The sequence below is a fragment of the Streptomyces sp. NPDC032091 genome (assembly GCF_055580265.1).
In genome coordinates this window covers 24819-44813 of record NZ_JBVILR010000012.1, presented here as the reverse complement: position 1 = coordinate 44813, position 19995 = coordinate 24819, and the positions used below count along the sequence as shown (strand labels likewise).

Sequence of the window (19995 nt, the reverse complement as noted above, 5' to 3'; positions counted from 1 at the left end):
GTCCCGGGAGCACGGCCCTCTGCCAGAATCCGGTCCATGTCCGTTCGATATCCGCGCCCCTTGCGCCCCGGAGACCGTGTAGGTGTCACCTCCCCGTCGAGCGGGGTGGCGAAGGAGCTCGGCCCACGCCTGGACGTGGCCGTCCGTGACCTCCGGGAACACGGGTACGAGGTCGTCGTCGGCCGGTGCATGGACGGCACGGGGCACGTCAGCGCCCCGGCCGCCGACCGCGCCGCCGAGCTGATGGAGATGCTCACCGACCCCGCCGTCAGGGCCGTCGTGCCGCCGTGGGGCGGGGAGACCGCCATCGACCTGCTGCCGCTGCTCGACTGGGACCTCCTGCGGGAGGCCGAGCCCACCTGGGTCGTCGGGTTCTCCGACCTGTCCACCCTGATGACGCCGCTGACCCTGCTCACGGGCGCGGCGACCGTCCACGGCGACAACCTCATGGACACGCCCTACCGGGTGCCCGAGGGGATCCTGTCGTGGCTGGACGTGGTCGCCTCGCCCCCGGGGCGCCGCTTCACCCAGATCCCGCCGGGCCGTCACCGGGGCCCCGGGCACGACGACTTCGCCCGCTTCCCCGAGGTGCGCGAGCAGGCGCTCGGCCTCGCCGGCGCCTGGACCCGGCTCGACGGGGACGGCGACGTGGAGGCGGAGGGACGGCTGATCGGCGGCTGCGTCGAGACCCTCTGCAATCTCACCGGGTCGCCCTACCTCGACGTGACGGCCTTCGCCGACGAGGAGGCGCCCGAGGGGCTCCTCGTGTACGTGGAGGCCACCGGCGACGACGCCTTCACGATCTGCCGCAACCTCCACGGGATGAGGCTCGCCGGGTTCTTCGACCGGGCGAACGCGGTGCTCGTCGGCCGGACCCACGCCCCGGACAGCCCCTCCCTGACCCAGCACGAGGCCGTCCTCGACGCACTCGGCCCGCTCGGCGTACCGCTCATCGCCGACGTCGAATGCGGCCACGTCCCGCCCCGCATGCCGATCGTCAACGGAGCGCACGGCCGCGTCGTCCACACCCCGGCCCGGAGCGAACTGACGCAGACCCTGGACTGACCCCCGTCCGCCCGGTCGGCGCCCTGCCGGGGAGCGCCTTTCGGCCAACTCCCAAATAAATTCTGCAAAATAACTTTGGGAAAGCCTTCGGGGGACCTAGCCTCGCGCCATGGTCAACGACGAACACCGCCGCGTCCTCGACCCCGAGCGCGACGCGGCAGCCCTGAAGGCCCTCACCCACCCCCTGCGCATCCGCCTGCTCGGCCTGCTCCGGCAGGACGGGCCGGCCACCGCCAGTGAACTGGCCGTCCGTACCGGTGAGTCGTCCGCCTCCACCAGCTACCACCTGCGCGTCCTCGCGAAGTACGCCTTCGTCGCCGAGGCGGAGCACCGTGACGGGCGGGAGCGCCGGTGGCGGGCCGTGCACGCCGCGACGTCCTGGAGCGGCGGGGCGATGGCGGCCACGCCGGACAGCCGGGCCTACGTCGGCCTGTCGCGCCGGGCGCAGATCGAGCACCTGGAGGCCTCCCTCGTCCGGCACGAGGCCGATGTGGCCGAAGGCCGCCTCGGGCAGGAGTGGGCGGGGGCCGCCGGGATCAGTGATCAACTGCCCCGGCTGACCCCCGAGTCGCTCACCGAACTCTGGGACGCGCTCCACCGGAAGCTGGCGGAACTGACCGCCCGTGACGCGGCGGACCCGCGCGCCGCGCAGGTCGTCCTCCTCACCGCCGGGCTGCCCCTGGCGCCGCCCGCCCCCGACGCCCCCGCCGCGGAGCCGGACGCCGGGAGCGGCTCGTGACCAGGCCGCCGCTGGACGCCGTCACCGCGCGCCGCCGCTACGTCAGGGTGTGCGTGCTCTTCTGGCTGCCCCTGGGCCTGACCGTCGCGCCGGTCGTCCTGCTGTTCACCCAGCGCGGCATGAGCATGCAGGCCATCGCCGGCCTGTTCGCCGTGCACTCCCTCACCGCCGCGGCGCTGGAACTGCCCACCGGGGGCCTGTCCGACGTGCTGGGACGCCGCGCCGTCCTGGCCGCCGCCGGCCTGCTCGACCTGGCCGCCCTGACGCTCCAGGCGCTGAGCACCAGCCCCTGGCTGCTCGCCCTCGGCATGGCCCTGCTGGGCGCCGGCCGCGCGCTGTCCAGCGGCCCCGCCGAAGCCTGGTACGTCGACACCGTCCACGCGCACTCCGGCCCGGGCGCGGACCTGCACACCGGCCTCGCCCGCGGCTCGTCCGCGACGTCCGCCGCGCTCGCCGCGGGCACCCTGCTCGGCGGCGCCCTCCCCTGGCTGCTCGGGCTGGGGCCGGACCTCGGCGCCCGGCTCGCCGACGCCACCGCCGGGCTGGTACCGCCCCTCTCCGTCCCGCCGCTGCTGGGCGCGGCCGTCGAAGTCGCCTTCGTGCTGTACGCCGTGACCGCGCTGCCCGAACCGCCCCGCCCGGCGGCCACCCTGCGCGGCGTGCTGCGCGGGGTCCCGGCCACCGTCGTGGAGGGGCTCCGGCTGGGCGGCCGTGACGCCCTGGTCCGCCGGGTGTTCCTCGGCGCCGCGGCCGCCGGCTGCGGCCTGGCCGCGCTCGAACTGCTCACCCCGGGCCGCGCCGCCGCCCTCACGGGAGCCCCGGAATCCGGGGCGGTGCTCTTCGCCGCACTCGCGTGCGCCGGCTTCCTCTGCGCCGGCCTCGGCAGCCACCTCGCCCCGCTGACCGTCCGGCTCGCGGGCGGCGGCGAGCGGGCCGTCATGGCCGGCCTGGGCGCCGCAGCGTGCGGACTGCTCCTGCTCGGCGCGGCCCCCGCGTCGACGGGGCCGCTTCCGACGGTGCTCGCGGCCGCAGGTTACGGCCTGGTCTACCTGGGCGTCGGCGCGGCGGGACCGAGCGAGAACGAGGTCCTGCACCGCCGCGTGGCCGCCGCGGGCCGGGCCACGGCGCTGTCCGTCCAGTCCCTCGCCCTACAACTGGCCGGAGCCCTGGCCGGCTTGCTCGCCGGCGCGCTGCCGCCGGGCCGGCCGCCCTGGCTGCTGGGCGCCGCCGCGCTCCTGGCCGGAGCCCTCCTGTGGACCCGAGGTACCCGCGGCGCCGGCCGCCCCGGCCCGCCGCCGGCCGCGCTCGCCCCGGGCCGCGCCGGCCCGGCGCCCGTGGAGCGCTCGCCGAGCAGCCGGTAAACCGGTTTCGCGACGAGCCCGCCCGGCCCTAGAGTCCGCCCGTGGAGATCACCTACGAACGGTACGAGTCCGCCGACGCGGAACACCTGGTCGGCTTCCTCTGCGGCGACAACTGGCCGTTCCACGCGACGGCCGAGGTGGACCCGGCCGAAGCCCGGAGCCGGATCGCGGACGGTGCGTACGAGGGCCGGGACAACCGCCTCTTCTGGATCACCGTGGACGGAGAACGGGCCGGACTCGTCCGGCTGATGGACCTGTGCGACGACACGCCGATGTTCGACCTGCGCCTGCGCTCGGCGTACCGGGGGCGGGGGATCGGCGGCCGGGCCCTGGCCTGGCTCACCGCCCACCTGTTCACCGAGTTCCCGCACGTCCGGCGGGTCGAGGGGACCACACGGCAGGACAACGCGGCGATGCGCCGGGCCTTCCGGCGCAGCGGCTACGCGAAGGAGGCGCACTACCGCGACGCGTGGCCGGCCCCCGACGGCCTCTTCCGCGACTCCGTCGGATACGCGGTCCTGCGGCGCGACTGGGCCTCCGGCTCGACGACACCCCCCGACTGGGACGACGAGCCGGGCCTGCCCGGCGACGGCGGCGCCGATCGCAGCGGCGACGGCCGGTGACGTAGCGGCGGAACCGTCAGTTCCACCCCGCTCGGCCCGACGCCCGGTGCGCCCCTGGACGGATTCAGGCCAGGGGCGCCGATTGATATAGCGTGCCCACGTCAATCGCACCATCGTGATCGTGGGGGACTCCCGTATGACCTATCCGCCGCAGCCGCAGGGCCCCGGCCCGTACGGCCAGCCCGGCCCGTACGCCCAGCAGCCGCAGGGGTACCCGCAGCCCCAGCCCGGGTACCCGCAGCCCCAGCCGGGGTACGCGTACCCCCCGCAGCAGGGCCAGCCGCCCTACGGCGGGGCGCCGCAGCAGCCGATGTACCCGAACCCGCCCCAGATGCAGATGCAGCCGCCGCCCCCGCAGCAGTGGGGCGCTCCGCCGGCCCCGCCGGCCCGCGGCGGGGGCATGGGCGTCATGAAGATCCTCAAGGCCATCGGCATCGTGGTCGTCCTCATCGCCGCCGCGGTGGGGTACTTCCTGAGCCAGGACGACGCCGACCACGCGAAGGTCGGCGACTGCCTGAAGAACAACGGCACCACGGCCGCCAGCCTGGACCTCCAGGTGGTCGACTGCGGCACCACCGGCGCCGCGTACAAGGTGGTCGAGGTCATCCCCGGCACGCTGGACACCAACCGCTGCGAGGGCAAGTCCGACCTCGGCTACTACGAGCAGACCCGCGGCTCCCGCCGCAGCTCGGGCAAGCAGTTCGTGCTCTGCCTCAACCAGACGAAGAAGTGACCCGCCCGCCGTTCACGGCGCCGGATCGTTCGTCCGCCAGGCGGCCATCTGCTCACGGAACTTGGGGCACGTGACGATGTCCTCCTCGCCGCACCGGAGGGCATGCGTCAGCAGCTGGTGGGCGTGGTCCAGATCGACCATGCGCTGCTCGATCTCGGTGATCTTGGCGCGGATCATCGCCTCCCGCTGCGGCTGCTCCCGCTGGAACTCACCGATCTCGCCCAGCGTGAGCCCGGCCTGCTGACAGGTGCGGAGCACCGTGATCCGCTCCGCCGCCTCCGGCGGATAGCGCCGCTGCCCGCTCTCGCGCTCGGGCGCGGGCAGCAGGCCGTGGCGTTCCCAGTAGCGGATGGCCGAGGCGGGCACCCCGGTGAGCTCGGAGAGCCGGCCGATCGTCATGCGCACGGTGCGTTCCACCCGTACCACCTGCTCCTCCAGTGATCCGATGTCGGACGGCTTGACTTGAACCTTGGTTCAAGTTGAAGAGTGGCAGGCACGTGGACGGCGGCGCAAGGGCTGCCGTCGGCAGCACACTTGGAGGCAACGCCATGAGTGATACGCACGTGCGCGACGAGCGGGCGGACCGGCTGGTGGAAGCCGCGGAGGCGCTCTTCACCGCCGGGGTGATGTCCCACTCCGGACACGCCAACCTGAGCGCCCGGCTCGACGGCGACCGCATCCTGCTGACGCCGGGGCACGTCCGGGGACTGCGGCCCGGCCAGCTGGCGACCGTCGGCTTCGACGGCAAGGTCCTCGAAGGCGAACTGCGGTCCGTCAGCGCCGAGATCACCGCCATGCACACCGCCGTGTACCGGGCCCGGCCGCACGTGGGCGCGGTCATCCACACCCACTCGCCCGCCGCGACGGCCTTCGCCGTCGCGCACCGGCCGCTGCCCTGCCGCACCGAGCCGATGCTCCGCTTCGGGCAGGCCGAGGAGGTCCCGGTGGTGCCCTGGGGGCCGCGCGGATCCGACGTGTCGGTGCGCGGCATCGTCGAGGTGCTGGAGCGGCGTCCCACGACCTCCGCCGTCCTGCTGGCCAACCACGGACTCCTGGTGTTCGGCCCGGACGCGGCGGCCGCCGTCCAGCTCGTGGTGGCCATCGAGGAGAGCGCCGAGGCCGAGATCGCCGCCGCGGCCATCGGCGGGGCCGTGGACTTCCCGCCGGACGCCCGGGAGGCCGTGCGCGTCGCACTCGCCCGGGTCGCGTCATGACGGACGCCAAGGACACCGCGGACACCGCGGGCACCGCCCCCGGCTCCCGCGCGGAGGCCGTGCGCGACCGGTACCGCTCCACTCTCGGCGCCGTGCCGGGCGGAGTGGAGGAAAGGCTGCGCCTGGCGGGCGAGTTCGACCGGCTGTCGACGGAGGAGACGCTCGCGGCGCTGCGGCACATCGTGCTGACCGGGAATCCGCTGGGGGCGCGGGTGCAGCAGCTCGTCCACTTCGGGCAGCTGCTGGCCCTCGGCCGCGAGCACCCGGCCCGGATCCACGCCCGGGGCGCCCTGCACGCAGGAGCGGGCATCGCGGACCTCATCGGCGTCGCCGAGACCGCGCTCATCACCGCGGGCGTCCCGGCGTACGCACTCGGCACGGAGGTCATCGCCGAACTCGTGGCGCACACCCGGGCGGACGCACCGGCGGACGAGGACGGCCCGGCCCGGTTCTGAGCCGTGCGCGGACCCCGCCGCGGACCCCGCCACCGCGGGCCGGCCGTCCGCATCCGGCCGGAATCAGCCGTACCGCTTCCTTTCGGCGGGCGGCACCGACCGCTACCGGAGCCGCAGCGCCGGAGCGTGGGGCGGGTGCGGCGGCCGCTGCGGGCGAGGGGCCGGGCGCCGTTTCGGCCACGCTTCCCGCCGGACCCCCCAAGGGGACGTTCCTCCCGCATGGTTGCTGGGCACCCGCTTGGGTGCCCATCGATCATCACGCCAGGAGTGCCCCGATGACCAAGGTCCTCGTCCTGCACAGCGTCAGCCTCGTGAGGTCGGCCCTCGCCGCCCTGCTCAGATCCGAAGGAGGGTTCGACGTCGACTCCGCCGGCTGGCGCTCCGCCGCGCGCCAGGCGGAGTCCTTACGGCCGGACGTGACCGTCGTCGACCTCGACTGTCCGGGTGCCTCGGCCACCCTGGGGCTCCAGGGCGGCACCGCCCGCCCGCTCGCCGAGCCGGCGGCCCCGCTGGTGGTGCTCGCCACCTCGGGAGCGCCCGGCGCGCTGCGGCGCGGGGTCCAGGCCGAGGCCCGCGGCTACGTGGACAAGGACGGCTCGCCCGGCCGGCTGGTCCGGGCCGTCCGCAAGGTCGCCGCGGGAGAGCGGTTCGTCGACGCCTCCCTGGCCTCGGCCCTGCTGGAGGCCGACCCCATGCCGCTCAGCCCGCGCGAACTCAGCGTGCTGGCCCGGGCCGCGGAGGGCGACTCCATCGCCGAGATCGCGCACGCGCTGCACCTCGCCAGCGGAACCGTGCGCAACTACATGGCCGCCGTCACCCGCAAGACCGGCGCCCGCAACCGGATAGACGCCATCCGTATCTCGCGGAGGGCCGGCTGGGTCTGAGGCCCGCCCGCCGGCCCCGCTCACACTCCGGCGTTCCAGACCCCCACCAGCTCGCGGTACAGGACCGACCTGGCCGGGAGGTCCTCGTGCGTGCCGCAGACCGCACGGTTCCCGTCCAGGACGAGGACCCGGTCCGCCCGTGCCGCGGAGGAGATGCGGTGGGCCACCACGACGAGCGTGCCCGGGCGGGCGGCGAGCGCCCGCTCGGCGCGTTCCTCGGCCGCCGGGTCGAGGTGGCAGGTGGCCTCGTCCAGCAGCAGCAGGGGCGCCGGCGACAGGTAGGCGGCGACGAGGGCCAGCTGCTGGCGCTCGCCCTGCGAGAGCGCGGCCGGGTCGACCGGTGCGTCCGGGCCGCCCAGCCGGTCCACCAGGCCGTCCGCCCCGAGGGCGGCCACGGCCCGCTCCAGCTCTGCCCCGGGTACCGGCCCGGGGCACAGCTGGCCCAGGTTCTCGCGCACGGAGCCCGTGAACACGTACGCCTGCTGCGGCAGCAGGGTCCGCCGCGGGTCGGGGCCCCGCGCGGGGCCGGGGCGGGCGGGGGCACCGGCCAGCAGTACGGTGCCGCGGCCGGGCGGGAGGAGCCCCGCCAGCAGCGCGGTGAGCGTGGACTTGCCGATGCCGCTCGGGCCGACGACGGCCAGGTGCTCCCCCTCACGCAGGACCAGGTCCAGGCCGTCGAGCACCGGCTCGGCGCGCACCCCGTACGCGAACCGCACCCCGCGCAGCTCGGCCGCCGCGCCGGGGTGCCGGGGGACCGCCGGGCCGGGCCGCCGCCCGGGGGCCGGTCCCGGCGACGGTCCCGGACCCGGAGCCGGAGCGGCGGCCGGCCCCCCTACCGCGCCCGCCTGCGGTCCTACCGGGTCCGGGGTGCAGAAGCGGTCCAGGACCACCACGAGGCGGGTGCCCGCGGAGCCCAGGGCGCCCATGAGCGCGTCGAGCGCGGGCAGCAGCGACTGGACCAGGTAGGTGAGCGCGGCGGCCAGGGCGCCGGCGCTCACCCCGCGTCCCAGCAGCCACGGCGCCCCCAGGAGCAGCGCGACGACGGGCAGCCGGCCCGCCACCCCGAGCGCCAGGGTGCGCAGGGCGGACCACCGGGCGAGCAGCCGGGTCAGCCGCTCCTGTTCGGTGATCGGCGCCAGCAGCCCGGCCCCCGCCCGCGCCCCGCCGCCGCAGGCGACCACGTCGCGCAGCCCCGCCGCCAGTTCACCGGTCCGGGCGGCCAGGGCCTCGTCGGCGTCGAGCGCGCGCCGCTGCGCCCGCGCCACCGGGCGGAGCGTGAGCAGGAAGCCGGCCGTCCCCAGGAGCAGCGGCGGCAGCACGAACAGCAGCAGGACCGGCGCCAGCGCCGCCATGCCGGCCAGCGCGCCCGCCGCGGTGAAGACGAAGGACCGGGCGACGAGCACCAGTCCCGCGAACGAGTCCCGCGCCATCTCGGTCTGCTGGGCCAGCCGCGAGACGGCCCCGTCCCGGCCGGCCCGGGCCGGGTCGGCGACCGCGCGCTCCAGGGCCTGGCGCACGGCCCGGCGCACCAGACCGTCGCGCAGCGGCTCGACCAGCTCCGCGAGCCCGCCGAAGACCCCCCGCAGGGCGAGGCCGCCGAGGACGGCCCCGGCTCCGGCGACCGCCAGCCAGACCAGGCCGGTGCCGGTCCGGGCGGCGAGGAAGCCGTCGTCGAGGGCGCGGGCCACCGCGTAGCCGCCGAGGAAGGTGTGGGCGGATTCCAGCAGGGACCACAGGGCCAGGGTGCGCAGCGTCCGGATCCGGCCGCGCAGGAAACGGCGTCCCTCACCTCCGACGCGGCGCCAGGCGCCGGTCCCGTCGGCGCTCACCGGCCGGTCCCGCCGGAGTGGTCCGCGTCCCAGCCGAACAGCGAGCGGTAGGCGGGGTCCCGCCACAGCTGCGCGTGCGGCCCCGTCGCCCGGACCCTGCCCTCGTCCAGCCAGACGACGAGGTCGGCGCGCGCGGCCGTGGCGGCCCGGTGGGTCACCACCAGCCGGGTCCGAGCGCGCACGTCACGGGCCAGGGCGCGTTCCACCTCGCGGGCGGTGACGGTGTCCAGGCTGGAGGTGGCGTCGTCCAGGACGAGTACCCGTCCCGCCCCGCAGAAGGCCCGCGCCAGGCCGAGGCGTTGCAGTTCCCCGCCGGACAGCGGAGCGTCCTGGAGCGGGGTGCGGTAGCCGCCGGGGAGGCGGCGCACGAACGCGTCGGCCCCCGCCGCCCGGGCCGCGGCGCGCACGGCGTCGCCGCCGGGCGCGGGCCGGGTCCCGAAGGCGATGGCCGCGCCGACGCTCCGCCCGAACAGGGCGGGCCGCTCGAAGGCGTGGCCCACCTCCCGCCGCAGCGCGTCGGCGGTGAGTTCCTCCAGCGGGGTGCCGTCGAGCAGGACCCGGCCCCCGTCGCAGGCGGTCAGCCGTCCGACGGCGGCGGCCAGCAGGCTCTTGCCGGAGCCGGAGCGGCCCACGACGGCGGTGGTGGTGCCGCCCGGCAGCCGCAGGTCGATGCCGTGCAGCACGGTCCGTCCCGCGCGTTCGACCCGGACCCCGCGCAGCTCCAGCGTGCCGGGCCCGTCGGGTGCGTGCTCCCGTGCGCCCTGGGGGAGTTCGGGCAGGCCGAGCAGGGCCGCCGTGCGGCGGGCGGCGGCGCGGCCGCGCACCACCGCCGCGAGCCGGGCGGTGACGGCACCGGCACCGGCGGCGAGTCCCGCGTAGCGGACGGCGGCGAGCAGACCGCCGACGCCGAGTGCCCCGGCCGCCAGGCGGATGCCGCCGACGCCGAGGACCACGTACAGCAGGAGCGGCATCAGGGCGCCGGTACGGGCCATGGTGCCGCCGTAGATTCGCCACATCCGCCGTCCCTCGCGGCCCAGTTCGGGCAGCGGGGCGAGGATCCGGGCCGCCTCGCGGTCCGCGGTCCCCGCGGCGGCGATGGTCCGGGCGCCGGCCAGGGCCTCGGCGAGGCGTCCGGCCAGGGCGAGCTGGACCTGCTGGTACCGGCCGACGCTGGCCCCCGAGGCGCGGGCGAAGGCCCTCAGCAGCAGCGCCAGCACGGGCACCCCGGCGAGGAAGGCCAGGCCGGTCCAGACGTCGACGAGGAACAGGGCGGCGAGTCCACCGAGCGGGGGCAGCACGGCCGTGACGGCCGTCGCGACCGCCGCCGGGACGGTCCCGGCGCCGGCGGCGTGGGCCGTGAGCCGGGCGGAGAGTTCGCCGGGGGAGTGCCGGGCCGCGTGGTGCGGTGCCGTGGCCAGCAGCGCGGCCAGCGCGCGCCGGCGCAGCCAGGCCGTGGAGCGGGCGTCGACGCTGCCGGTGAGCCGCACGGTCGCCGCGTCCAGCAGCACCTCGGCGGCGATCGCCGCCGCGCACCCCAGGGTCCACGCGGTGGCGGAGGGGTCGCGGCGCAGGAGCAGGTCGAGGGCGTGGCCGAGGACGGCCGGTTCGGCGAGCGCCGCGCACGCGGCGGCCAGCGAGCAGCCGAACACGGCGGCGGTGCGGCCGGCGCTGTGCCGTGCGGCCGCCTTCAGCGCCCGGTCGGCGGCATCGGCGGCATCGGCGGCCGCCGTCTCGCCGGGGACGTCGGACGGGGTCATCGGCAGCGGCTCCTCGTCTGTCCCGGGGCCGGGACGGGGTGCCCGGGGATGTGGTGCGGGCCCGGGCGACGAGTCGTCGCCCGGGCCCGGGGGGACCCGGTCAGTTACAGGTCGTGACGCTCAGGCTGCTGTCGCCGCACAGGAGGAGGCTGGCGCGGCTGCCGCCGCCGGTGTGCGCGGCCTCGGTGGTCTCTTCCTTCGGGGTCTCCATGGACTGCAGGTCGAGAAGGGTCATGACGGGTTCCTTTCCATCGGGGGTGTGTTCTGCTGTGTCACGGTCCCCGGGGGGACCGGCTCTGGGGCCGCCGCGGTGCGCGGCGGCGGCAGGAACGGCAGGTGCGCGCGACCGCCGGTCGCGGCGCTGCCGAGGGCGAGGAGGGCGCCGGCGGTGCCGGTGGACAGGTCCATCGACAGGCGCATCATCTGCTCGCCGGGGAACGCGAGGTGCCCCTGGTACGGGAGCGCGTGGCGGGCCAGGGCCTCGATCTGCCGGGCGATGTCCTCGGCCCGGGTGCCGGGCCCGGGAGTGGTGGTCCGGGACAGGTGCAGGATCATCCCGGCCGCGCCGCGGAAGAGTCCGGGCTGGGCGTAGAAGGTCGCCTGGGCCGCCTGGACGATCCGGGCCCGCTCCGCGTCGAAGCGGTCGTCGTCCGCGAGCTGCGCCCAGTCGTCGAGGACCATGCCGATGCCCACGCTGCCGGCGCCGAGGTACGGCATGGTGCGCCAGCCCTCGTCCACCTGGAGGGTGCCGAAGGCGCTGGTCACGCAGTGGTCGAGGTCGCGCTGGAGGAACTCCCCGGCGCGCCGCAGCAGTTCGCGGTCGCCGGTGCGCTCGTACAGGCGCAGGTGCAGCAGGGCGATCCCGCTGTGGCCGTGGAGCAGCCCGGTGCGGGCGAGCGCGGGGGCCGCGGCGTGGGCCAGGCCGGCGCAGCGCAGGGCCGCCGCCTGCAGGGCGCCGTCACCGGTGGCGGCGGCGAGGGAGTCCAGGGCGAGCCCGATGCCGGCGAGGCCGCCGTGCAGGTCGGGTCCCGCGGACTGCCACTGCTCGTCCAGCAGGCGTTCCACCAGGGCGAGCGCGCGGTCGTGGTGGCCGAGGCGGTGATGGGTCCAGGCCAGTCCGGCGAGCCCGTCGTAGAAGCCGAGCGGGGTGCCGGACGCCGGGTCCTTCGTCCTGGCGAGCAGCCACTCCTCCGCCTCGGGCCAGGGCGCGCCGCCCGTTTCGGCCAGGGCGTAGAGGACGCCCGCGGCGCCGTGGCCGAAGGCGGTGCCGCCGCCCGCGGTGGCGAACTGGGCGGGGTCCCCGGGGAAGAGGCGGTCCTCGCGGTCCGGGGTGGCGGCGGCGTGCAGGGCCGCCGTCAGCGAGGCGCGGGCGGCCGGCCAGTCCTGCGGCGCCGCCGGGAGGTACGGCCGGGCGGGGGCGGGCAGCCGCCCGGCGGGGGCGTCGGAGACCGGGCCGGCGAGGATCTCGCGCACCGCCTCGTCGAGGAAGGCGCGGGGCACGGGGAACTGCTCGGCGGCGATGTCCGCGAGGTGCGCGGCCTTGCCCCGGTCCATGACGAGCAGGCTGGTCAGCGGCAGGAACAGGGCCAGGCGCAGGCAGGCCAGGGCGTAGCGGTCGACGGCGAAGCCGCGCCGTTCGGGCGGGGCGACGAAGGCCGGGTTGGCCACCGTCTGGCGCAGGCCCTCGTCGACGTGGGCGGCGGCCTCGAAGTCCAGCAGGGCGACGGAGGGTTCGCCCGTGACCGGGTCCTCCGCGACCATGATGTTGAACAGGTGCAGGTCGTTGAAGACGACGCCGCGGGCGTGGACGGCGTCGACGGCCTCGGTCACCCGCGCGTGGATCTTCAGCGCCCAGTCGGTGTAGGCGGCGAGCTCGGCGGGGGCGGGGTCGGCCTCGATCAGGGGGTGGCGGCGGGCGAAGTAGGTGTTGAGGGGGTGGCCGTCGAGGTACTGGAGCGCGAGGAAGTGGTGGTCGCCGACGGTGAAGGTCCCGTGGACGGCGGGTACGCAGTCCAGTCCGGCCAGGCGCTCCAGCGCCCGGCTTTCGCGGTGCAGCCGGGTCACGGCGTCCGCCCCGTCGGCGGCGAGCCCCGCGAAGGGGCGGGCCTCCTTGAGGACGACCCGTTCGCCGGTGCGGGTGTCGCGGCCCGCGTAGACGCCGCCGCCGTTGGAGAAGTGCAGGGCCCGCTCCACGGTGTAGGGGACGCCCTCCAGGGTGACGGCCGCGCGCCGTTCCAGGTGGGGCCGCAGGAAGGCGGGCGGCTCGATCCAGGCGGGCGGCTGGAACACCGGGCCGCGGGCGTCGGGCACCAGCCGTCCGTCGGGCGCCTCGATCGCGGGGACCAGCTCGCCGCGGTCGTCGTAGCAGTGCCGGAGGGTGAAGCTGCCGTAGCGCAGGTGGACCGGGCCGTCGTTCCACCGCAGGTCGCTCAGGATGTAGGGGCCGGGCTCGCCCGCCAACAGGGCGTCCAGGTCCTCGGCGACGCGCCGGCAGGCGTCCGGGTCGGCGGGGTAGACGGTGAGGAACTTGCCGCTCGCCGCGCGGTCCGCGTACTTGGCGTTGCGCAGGTGCAGCAGGTAGCGGCTGGGGACGAACTTGAAGGCGATCCGCCGCTCGACGCAGTAGGCGTACACCCGGTCGAGGATCCGCTCGGCGTTGTCGAGGCAGGCCGAGACGTGGATCTTCCAGCCCTGGGAGGGCAGGTCCAGGTCGAGGGGGCGCAGGGCGAGCCAGTCGCCGCTGCGGTGCGAGCGCCAGCCCTCGGGTACGGGGGCGAGGGCGGCCGGGAAGGCCTCGCCGGCACGCCGGTACGGTGCGTCGTAGAACCAGCGGTCGGCGTCGCAGAAGGCCGCGTGCCCGTTGTTCACACCTGCTCCCTCGGTCGGTGACGTGAGCAAAGGTGGCACGCCGCGGAAGGCCCGCGACAGTCGTGTTTGTCACCAGCCCGGCATGCGGTACGCACGGGTCACCGGCGCCCCGGCGGGAGCTCCGGGCCGCCCCGTTCCGGTCACCCTCGGGGGCCCGTCCGCCCGGTGCGGGGCGGCCGCCACCAGGGCGGAAGGGGGACGGCGGCCGTGCCACCTGCGCGCTCCGATATCCGGACCAGGTGTCCGTAATCCGTTCGTCGAGGTGCGACTGCCCTTCGGATCTGGGAGGGTCGGTCCCGCTTGAGCACCACAAGAAGCTTCTGGACCGCCCGACGCCTTGGATTCGAAAGGGAGTTGATCATGCGTCACCGTCTGGCCGCAGTCTCCGCCGCCGCCCTCCTCTGCCTCGGCGGGACCATGGGCGTGGCACGGGCCGAGTCCGCGGCCCCCTCCGCACCGTCCGGCCCCTCCGCAGGGTCCGGCCCGTCCGCCCTGGTCCTCACCGTCGCCCGCGGGAACGACGCCGCCCCGGGCGCCGTCCTGCGGGCCGCCGTCCTCACCTGCGCCTACACCGCCGAGGGCACCCACCCCGCCCCCAGGGCCGCGTGCGATGCCGTGAACGCCACCGGCGGCCGGTTCGACCGTCTGCTGACCGCCCCGGACCCCGGCCGCGCCTGCCCGAAGCACCTCGACCCCGTCACCGTCACCGCGGACGGCGTGTGGCAGGGCAGCCGCCTCACCTGGAAGCACTCCTTCGCCAACCCGTGCGTGATGTCCGCGACCCTCAAGGGCGACCCGGTCTTCGCCTTCTGACCCGCACCACCCTGCCCGCCGGCACGCCGGGGCCATCGTCAACCGAGTCCGGCGGCCCGCAACTCCAGGGAACCGGAGTGGCCTTGACCGGTTCCGGCGGCGCGCGGCGCCGTCCTGCGGTAGAAGTACCGGCATGATGCCGGTCGAGGAAGCCCAGGACGAACTCAAGCACCTGCTCAGCCGCTGCGAACGCTGGCTGTGCGACGACGAGGGGCCGCGCGACCTCCTCCCCGATGCGGCGGGCCTCGCCGACGACGCCGCACGGGTGGAGGCCCTGCGCACGCGCGTCCTGTCGTCCATGCTCAACGTGGCCCTGCTCGGACGGCAGTCGTCCGGCAAGAGCTTCCTGATCAGCGGCTTACAGGGCGGCCTGGAGTACGTCCCCATCACCGACGAGGACGGGATGCCGTCGGCCGAGTACCTCGGCGTGCTCCCGTCCTCGGCCCGCCCGACCACGGCCTGCCCCTGCACCGTCGTCCCCGTGGGTGACGAACCGGCCGAGGAGGGCGCCGGCCGGGCACGGCTGCGCGCCAGGTTCGCGGGCGGCAGGGTGGAGGACATCGGCACCGACCTGCCGCCCGCCGTGGTCGCCGCGTACGGAGCGGTGGACGGCGACGTCACCAACCGCCGCCGCGAGCACATGAACCTGCGGGTCGAATCCATCGAGGTGCTCCTCTCCGACGCCCGGCTGCCGGTCAAGCTCTTCGACCTGCCCGGCTCGGAGTCCCCGATCGAGGAACACGAGATCATCATGCGGGAGGCCTGGGCGAAGGCCGACTGCTTCGTCTACGTCAGCCACGCGACCTCGGCCCTCACCGCGAACGAACTCCAGCTCATCCGGGACCTGTACGCCCACCACATGCAGAGCAACGCCAACAAGAGGGTGCTGTGGGTCCTCTCCGGGATCGACCTGGCGACCCAGCGCGAGCAGGGCCGGGCCGCCTGGAAGAGCGTGCTGGCCACGAACAACGCCTACCTGCGCACGCACTTCGGCGCCCCGGGCGGCCAGTTCATCGGGGAGGGGTTCCTGCCCGTGTCGGCCGCCTGGGAAGCCGAGGGGGACTTCAGGAACGCCCAGGGGGACGACGGCGACACCCTCAGGCGGCTCAGCGGCATGGAGACCCTGCGCGACCACCTGCGCGACCTGATGGAATCCGGCGCGGGCCACGCGCACCTGCGCCAGGTCGCCGACGAGGCGCGCTGGCTCGTCCGGCGCCGCCAGCGCCAGCTCGCCGACATGCTCGACACCCACCTGCTGGCCGTGGAGGACCTGGAGGTCCAGCAGCAGGGCCTGCGCGGCCGCATCGCGGGCGCCGAACGCTCCCTGGACGGCATCCGGTCCGACCTCGGACGCGAGCTGCAGCGCAGGATCCGGGCGGCACGGGCGCCGTTCGGCGGACTGGCCGACGTACTGCACCGGCGGCTCGACCCGCTGATCGACGGCGGCAACCTGAGCGCCGAGCACGCCAATGAGGTCGACGTGCTCCAAGTGCAGCTGTTCAGCCGGTGGATGACCTCGCCCGAGGGACCGGCGACCCTGTGGGAACGCGAGCTGCAGGCCTTCGACGCGAGCGCCCGGCAGCTGCTGCGGGCGGACCTCGGCGTCGACACCGGTACCCAGCTGGTCTCCCCGGAGCCGCTCGACACGAGCTACTTCCCGATGCGGACCGACGGCCGCCAGCCCCTCACGGCCTACGGGGTGGTCCAGGCCGCGGCCAACACCCTCGGCGTCGCCAGCCCCCTCGCGGCGGGTGCGGTGTGGCTCACGACCAGCCTCAGCCTCACCACGATCGCCGTTCCGGCGGGGGCCGCCGTCCTGACGGCGATCGCCATCGCCAAGGTCACGGACCTCCTCAAGGACCGCGAGTCCAAGGTCCAGCGGGCCCGTCAGGAACGCAAGGACATGATCGACGAACAGGTGAAGCAGGCCCGCAGCGCCTTCGAGAACGTCACCCAGAGCCAGGGCCGGCTGCTCGTCGACGCGGTCGAGCACCACCACGCCCAGCACCGGGCACGCCTGAAGGCGACGCTGGCCCAGATCATGGAGCGCATCAACGCGGAGGACACCGTCCGCAGCCGCGCCGTGATCGAGTGCCTCACCCCCGTGAACCAGAGCGGCCAGGCCCTGGTCACCGAACTCCAGGACCTCCGCGACGCCCTCGGCAACGACCTCGCCGGCCGCTGACCCGCGGGCCGGACCGGAGGAGGCCCCGGTCTAGCGCATACCGCCGTTCTGGAAGTCGACGCGGCACTCGTCGATCTCCGCCCTCGTGTGGGTGTTCACGAAGTCCCGGGCCGCTTCCTTCTTCTCCGCGACGGGGACGTTCGGGTCCGAGATCAGGCTGGTGATCGCCGCACAGTCCATGGCGGTCACCGCCGGGGCGGCCCGGGCCGACTCGGCGGGCAGGAGGGCGGCGGCCGTCACCGCGGCGAGCACACCGAAGACGCGTAGCCCTTTCATCGGCCGGTCCTCTCCGGACGGCGGAACCCCCGCCGTCCCTCGTCGCCCTCCCGGCCGGGCGGAACCCGTGCGGAGGGGTCCCTGTGAACGTACCGCCGGGGCGGCGGGCGCGCATGCCGGGACGGACGGGGTGCCGGACGGCGCGGCGATGAGTTCGCGGGCTCCCGCCGGTCTATCCCTTGACGGAACGCACCGACTCACCGGGAGTACGCCATGGGCCTCGTCCACATCGAACTGTTCGCCACGCTCGACCTGGTCGGGCAGGCGCCCGGCGGCCCCGACGAGGACCCCGCGGGGTTCCCGTTCGGCGGCTGGCAGGCGCCCCTGCTCGACGACGTCACCGGGGAACAGGTCGGCGCCGCCTACGAAGGGACGGACGCCCTCCTGCTCGGCCGGCGGACGTACGACATCTTCGCCGCCTACTGGCCCCACCAGAAGGGCGGCCCGGACAACGAGATCGCCGCACTCTTCAACAGCGTGCCCAAGTACGTGGCCTCCCGCGGCGAGCCCGACCTGCCCTGGGCCGGATCCACGCGGCTCGGCCCCGACCTGGCCGCCGCGGTGCGTGAGATCCGTGAGCGGCACGAGCACGTGAAGGTCGTCGGCAGCCTGAACCTCGTGCAGACCCTGCTGCGCGAGAGGCTCTTCGACCGCCTCGACCTCTGGCTGCACCCGATCACGCTCGGCGTCGGGAAGAAGGTCTTCGACGACGGCGTGGTGCCCGCCAACCTCACGCTCCTCGCGCCCCCGGTGGCCGGCTCGAAGGGCACCGTGTACCTGCGCTACGGGCTCGCCGGGGGCACGCCGGCCACCGGCGACATGAGCGCCCCCGACCGGGGGGCCGGCACCGGCGCCTGAGCCCTTCCGGGGCCGGGGCGGGCGGCCGCTCAGCCGGGGAGGGCGCCGGCCAGGCCCGCGCCGAGGAGCGCGAAGGCCCGGTCGGCGGCGGCGACGGCCTCGGGGTGGACCTCGTCGGCCGGGCGGCCCGCCTGTACCTGCGTGCTGTTGCGCTCGGCGAGGGTGCGCAGCACGGTGACGATCTGTACGGCGGCGAGCCGCGCGGTGAGTTCGTCGGCCCCGGCTTCCTCCAGCGCCTCCGCCAGCGCCGCGATGCTGCGCTCCGCGTACCGCAGCAGCCGTTCGCTGAGGCTCGCCGTCGTGCTGAGCAGCCGGGCGAAGGCCACCGCCTCCGGGTCGGAGGTGAGCCCGGTGACCGGATCCCGCCGCGCCAGGGCGTCGAGCTCGTGCGCGTGCAGGGCGGCCAGCGGGCTCGTACCGGCCGGGCGGGCCCGGACCACGCGGGCCGACTCGTCCTCGTGGTCGGCGAACACGTGCAGGACCAGGTCTTCCTTGGTCGGGAAGTACGTGAACAGCGTGCGCTTGGAGACCTCGGCCGCCTCGGCGATCTCCATGATCGACACGTCGTCGAACCCGCGGCTCAGGAACAGGCGCAACGCCGCTTCGAAAATCGTCTGCCGGGTGCGCTGCTTCTTGCGTTCCCGCAGTCCAAGGTGCTCAGCCATGCCCACACGATAGCAATCAGGTGACCCGGGAGAAAGTTGCACCTGGTATAGTTATCTCCCAAGTGAAGGAATCTTCCCGGGAGGCTCCATGAACACGCAGGTCACCCACGCCAAGGCCACCGAGGCCACCGAGGCCACCGAGGCCACCGAGGTCATCGTGGTGGGCGCGGGCGGTGCCGGGCTGACGCTCGCCACCGAACTCGCCCTCGCCGGCGTCCCCGCCGTCCTGCTGGACCGGCTGCCCGGCCGCAACCTCCAGTCCCGCGCCGGGGCGATCCAGCCCCGCACCGCCGAGATGCTCGCGCTGCGCGGGCTGCTGGACGACGCCCTCGGGCGGTCGGTCGACTACCGGCTCGCCGGCGGCCACTTCGCGGGACTGCCCGTTCCGCTGGACTACGCGGCGTGGGACACCCGCTACCCGCACCCCGTGCTGCTCCCGCAGGACCAGCTCGAAGCGGTGCTGGAGGACCGGCTCGCCGCACTGGGCGGGCGGGTGCTGAGGGAGCACCGGATGACCGGCCTCCACCAGGACGCCGACGGCGTCACCGTCACCGTGTCCGCCCCGGACGGCGAGCGCTCGGTGCGGGGCCGCTACCTCGTCGCGTGCGACGGTGCCCACAGCACGGTGCGCAAGATCGTGGGCGCCGCCTTCCCCGGCCAGGCCGCCACCGTCCGCATGGCCACCGCCGACCTGGTGCTCACCGGCGCCGTCGACGAAAGCTCCTCCGGGCACATCAGCTCGCGCATCCACACCTCGCCCGAGGGCCACTTCGCCATGATCATCCCGCTGGCGAACGGGCTCCAGAAGCTCATCTTCAGCGGGCCGCGCACGGCGCTGGCCGAGCGCGACGCCCCGGTGACGGCCGAGGAGGTCCGCGAGGTGCTGCGCGCCACCCACGGCGGGACGCTCGACGTCGCCGAGATCCGCTACGCCTCCCGGTTCAGCGACGCCAGCCGGCAACTGGAGCACTACCGCCACGGCCGGGTGTTCTTCGCCGGGGACTCCGCCCACATCCACTCCCCGGCCGGCGGCCAGGGACTCAACCTCGGGGTCCAGGACGCGTTCAACCTCGGCTGGAAGCTCGCTGCGGTCCTGCGCGGCGAGGTCGGCGAGGAGCTGCTGGACACCTACCAGACCGAGCGGCACCCCGTCGCCGCGCGCGTGCTGGCCCTCACCCGGGCCCAGGGCGTCGTCATGGGGCCGCAGCGCGACGGCGGGGTGGGCGAACTGCGGGACGTGCTCACCGACCTGCTCCGCCTGCCCGAGGCGAACCGGTACATGGCGGGCGTGATGGCCGGACTCGACCTCTGCCTCCCGTCTCCCGACGCCGCCCCCCACCCGCTGCTGGGCCTGCGGATGCCGGACCTCGACCTCGTAGCCGCCGACGGCGAGCGGCTGCGGTTCAGCGATCTGACGCGCACCGGCGGCGGGGTCCTGCTCGACCTCACCGGCGCCCCCCTGGCCGCCGCGGCCCCCTGGGCCGACCGGGTCACCTGCGTGCGGGCCCGGGCGGAGTCCGGAGCCGCGGGCGCCGAGGCCGTCCTGGTCCGGCCGGACGGGTACGTCTGCTGGGCCGGGGGCGCCGGCCTCACCGAGACCCTCACCCGCTGGTTCGGCCCGGCCGGCCGCGCGGGGGAGGCGGGGTGAGGCCCCGCCGCCCCCGCGCCGG

At 75.5% G+C, this 19995-nt stretch carries 19 protein-coding genes; 12 read left to right on the top strand and 7 right to left on the bottom strand.

What is annotated here, in order from left to right:
- Positions 1-36: 36 nt before the first annotated feature.
- The 5 genes from ACZ5NJ_RS20260 to ACZ5NJ_RS20240 all read left to right on the top strand — a co-directional run bounded on the left by ACZ5NJ_RS20260 (position 37) and on the right by ACZ5NJ_RS20240 (position 4521).
- Positions 37-1065, top strand: coding sequence for a S66 family peptidase (locus ACZ5NJ_RS20260; protein WP_468766425.1), 1029 nt, complete (start codon positions 37-39; stop codon positions 1063-1065).
- Positions 1066-1174: 109 nt separating this feature from the next.
- The gene (locus tag ACZ5NJ_RS20255; RefSeq protein WP_468766424.1) at positions 1175-1804 is read left to right on the top strand and encodes a helix-turn-helix domain-containing protein; all 630 of its coding nucleotides are present in this window, start codon (positions 1175-1177) and stop codon (positions 1802-1804) included.
- A complete protein-coding gene (locus ACZ5NJ_RS20250) occupies positions 1801-3165 on the top strand; it encodes an MFS transporter (protein WP_468766423.1) in 1365 nt (454 codons plus the stop codon). The genes ACZ5NJ_RS20255 and ACZ5NJ_RS20250 overlap by 4 nt, the downstream gene beginning before the upstream one ends.
- A gap of 41 nt (positions 3166-3206) precedes the next feature.
- Positions 3207-3788, top strand: coding sequence for a GNAT family N-acetyltransferase (locus ACZ5NJ_RS20245; RefSeq protein ID WP_468766422.1), 582 nt, complete (start codon positions 3207-3209; stop codon positions 3786-3788).
- Between the two features lie 121 nt (positions 3789-3909).
- A complete protein-coding gene (locus tag ACZ5NJ_RS20240) occupies positions 3910-4521 on the top strand; it encodes an LppU/SCO3897 family protein (RefSeq protein ID WP_468766421.1) in 612 nt (203 codons plus the stop codon).
- Positions 4522-4533: 12 nt separating this feature from the next.
- On the opposite strand, the gene ACZ5NJ_RS20235 is transcribed toward ACZ5NJ_RS20240, so the two are convergent.
- The gene (locus ACZ5NJ_RS20235; protein WP_468766420.1) at positions 4534-4938 is read right to left on the bottom strand and encodes a MerR family transcriptional regulator; all 405 of its coding nucleotides are present in this window, start codon (positions 4936-4938) and stop codon (positions 4534-4536) included.
- A 131-nt stretch (positions 4939-5069) separates the two neighbouring features.
- Here ACZ5NJ_RS20235 and ACZ5NJ_RS20230 point away from each other — a divergent pair, with 131 nt between their 5' ends.
- From ACZ5NJ_RS20230 to ACZ5NJ_RS20220, 3 genes are all read left to right on the top strand, one after another.
- Positions 5070-5735: a class II aldolase/adducin family protein gene (locus ACZ5NJ_RS20230; protein WP_468766419.1), complete on the top strand. Its 666-nt coding sequence runs from the start codon at positions 5070-5072 to the stop codon at positions 5733-5735.
- Entirely contained in the window at positions 5732-6190 is a 459-nt protein-coding gene (locus tag ACZ5NJ_RS20225) for a carboxymuconolactone decarboxylase family protein (protein WP_468766418.1), read from the top strand. Before ACZ5NJ_RS20230 ends, ACZ5NJ_RS20225 begins: the two co-directional genes overlap by 4 nt.
- Before the next feature lie 275 nt (positions 6191-6465).
- Positions 6466-7074, top strand: coding sequence for a response regulator transcription factor (locus ACZ5NJ_RS20220; protein WP_468766416.1), 609 nt, complete (start codon positions 6466-6468; stop codon positions 7072-7074).
- A gap of 20 nt (positions 7075-7094) precedes the next feature.
- Here ACZ5NJ_RS20220 and ACZ5NJ_RS20215 read toward each other — a convergent pair whose 3' ends face one another.
- The 4 genes from ACZ5NJ_RS20215 to lanKC all read right to left on the bottom strand — a co-directional run bounded on the left by ACZ5NJ_RS20215 (position 7095) and on the right by lanKC (position 13528).
- Entirely contained in the window at positions 7095-8903 is a 1809-nt protein-coding gene (locus ACZ5NJ_RS20215; RefSeq protein ID WP_468766415.1) for an ATP-binding cassette domain-containing protein, read from the bottom strand.
- Complete coding sequence (locus ACZ5NJ_RS20210) at positions 8900-10660, bottom strand: ATP-binding cassette domain-containing protein (RefSeq protein ID WP_468766414.1); 1761 nt, start codon at positions 10658-10660, stop codon at positions 8900-8902. The genes ACZ5NJ_RS20215 and ACZ5NJ_RS20210 overlap by 4 nt, the downstream gene beginning before the upstream one ends.
- 100 nt (positions 10661-10760) lie before the next feature.
- Positions 10761-10895, bottom strand: coding sequence for a SapB/AmfS family lanthipeptide (locus ACZ5NJ_RS20205; RefSeq protein WP_468766413.1), 135 nt, complete (start codon positions 10893-10895; stop codon positions 10761-10763).
- Positions 10892-13528: a class III lanthionine synthetase LanKC gene (gene lanKC / locus ACZ5NJ_RS20200; protein WP_468766412.1), complete on the bottom strand. Its 2637-nt coding sequence runs from the start codon at positions 13526-13528 to the stop codon at positions 10892-10894. Before lanKC ends, ACZ5NJ_RS20205 begins: the two co-directional genes overlap by 4 nt.
- 360 nt (positions 13529-13888) lie before the next feature.
- Here lanKC and ACZ5NJ_RS20195 point away from each other — a divergent pair, with 360 nt between their 5' ends.
- Together ACZ5NJ_RS20195 and ACZ5NJ_RS20190 are read left to right on the top strand one after the other, a co-directional pair.
- Positions 13889-14341 carry a subtilase-type protease inhibitor gene (locus ACZ5NJ_RS20195; protein WP_468766411.1) on the top strand — a complete coding sequence of 151 codons (453 nt, stop codon included), beginning with the start codon at positions 13889-13891 and terminating at the stop codon, positions 14339-14341.
- A 133-nt stretch (positions 14342-14474) separates the two neighbouring features.
- A complete protein-coding gene (locus ACZ5NJ_RS20190; RefSeq protein WP_468766410.1) occupies positions 14475-16526 on the top strand; it encodes a dynamin family protein in 2052 nt (683 codons plus the stop codon).
- 30 nt (positions 16527-16556) lie between these two features.
- Here ACZ5NJ_RS20190 and ACZ5NJ_RS20185 read toward each other — a convergent pair whose 3' ends face one another.
- The gene (locus ACZ5NJ_RS20185) at positions 16557-16802 is read right to left on the bottom strand and encodes a hypothetical protein (protein ID WP_468766409.1); all 246 of its coding nucleotides are present in this window, start codon (positions 16800-16802) and stop codon (positions 16557-16559) included.
- Positions 16803-17015: 213 nt separating this feature from the next.
- Here ACZ5NJ_RS20185 and ACZ5NJ_RS20180 point away from each other — a divergent pair, with 213 nt between their 5' ends.
- A complete protein-coding gene (locus ACZ5NJ_RS20180; RefSeq protein WP_468766408.1) occupies positions 17016-17660 on the top strand; it encodes a dihydrofolate reductase family protein in 645 nt (214 codons plus the stop codon).
- Between the two features lie 29 nt (positions 17661-17689).
- Here the strand turns inward: ACZ5NJ_RS20180 and ACZ5NJ_RS20175 are convergent, their stop codons facing one another.
- Positions 17690-18325, bottom strand: a complete 636-nt coding sequence (locus ACZ5NJ_RS20175; RefSeq protein WP_468766407.1) for a TetR/AcrR family transcriptional regulator — start codon at positions 18323-18325, stop codon at positions 17690-17692.
- 88 nt (positions 18326-18413) lie between these two features.
- Between ACZ5NJ_RS20175 and ACZ5NJ_RS20170 the strand changes: the two genes are divergently transcribed.
- On the top strand, positions 18414-19973 hold the full coding sequence (locus ACZ5NJ_RS20170; RefSeq protein ID WP_468766406.1) for an FAD-dependent monooxygenase: 1560 nt from the start codon (positions 18414-18416) through the stop codon (positions 19971-19973).
- Positions 19974-19995 lie beyond the last annotated feature (22 nt).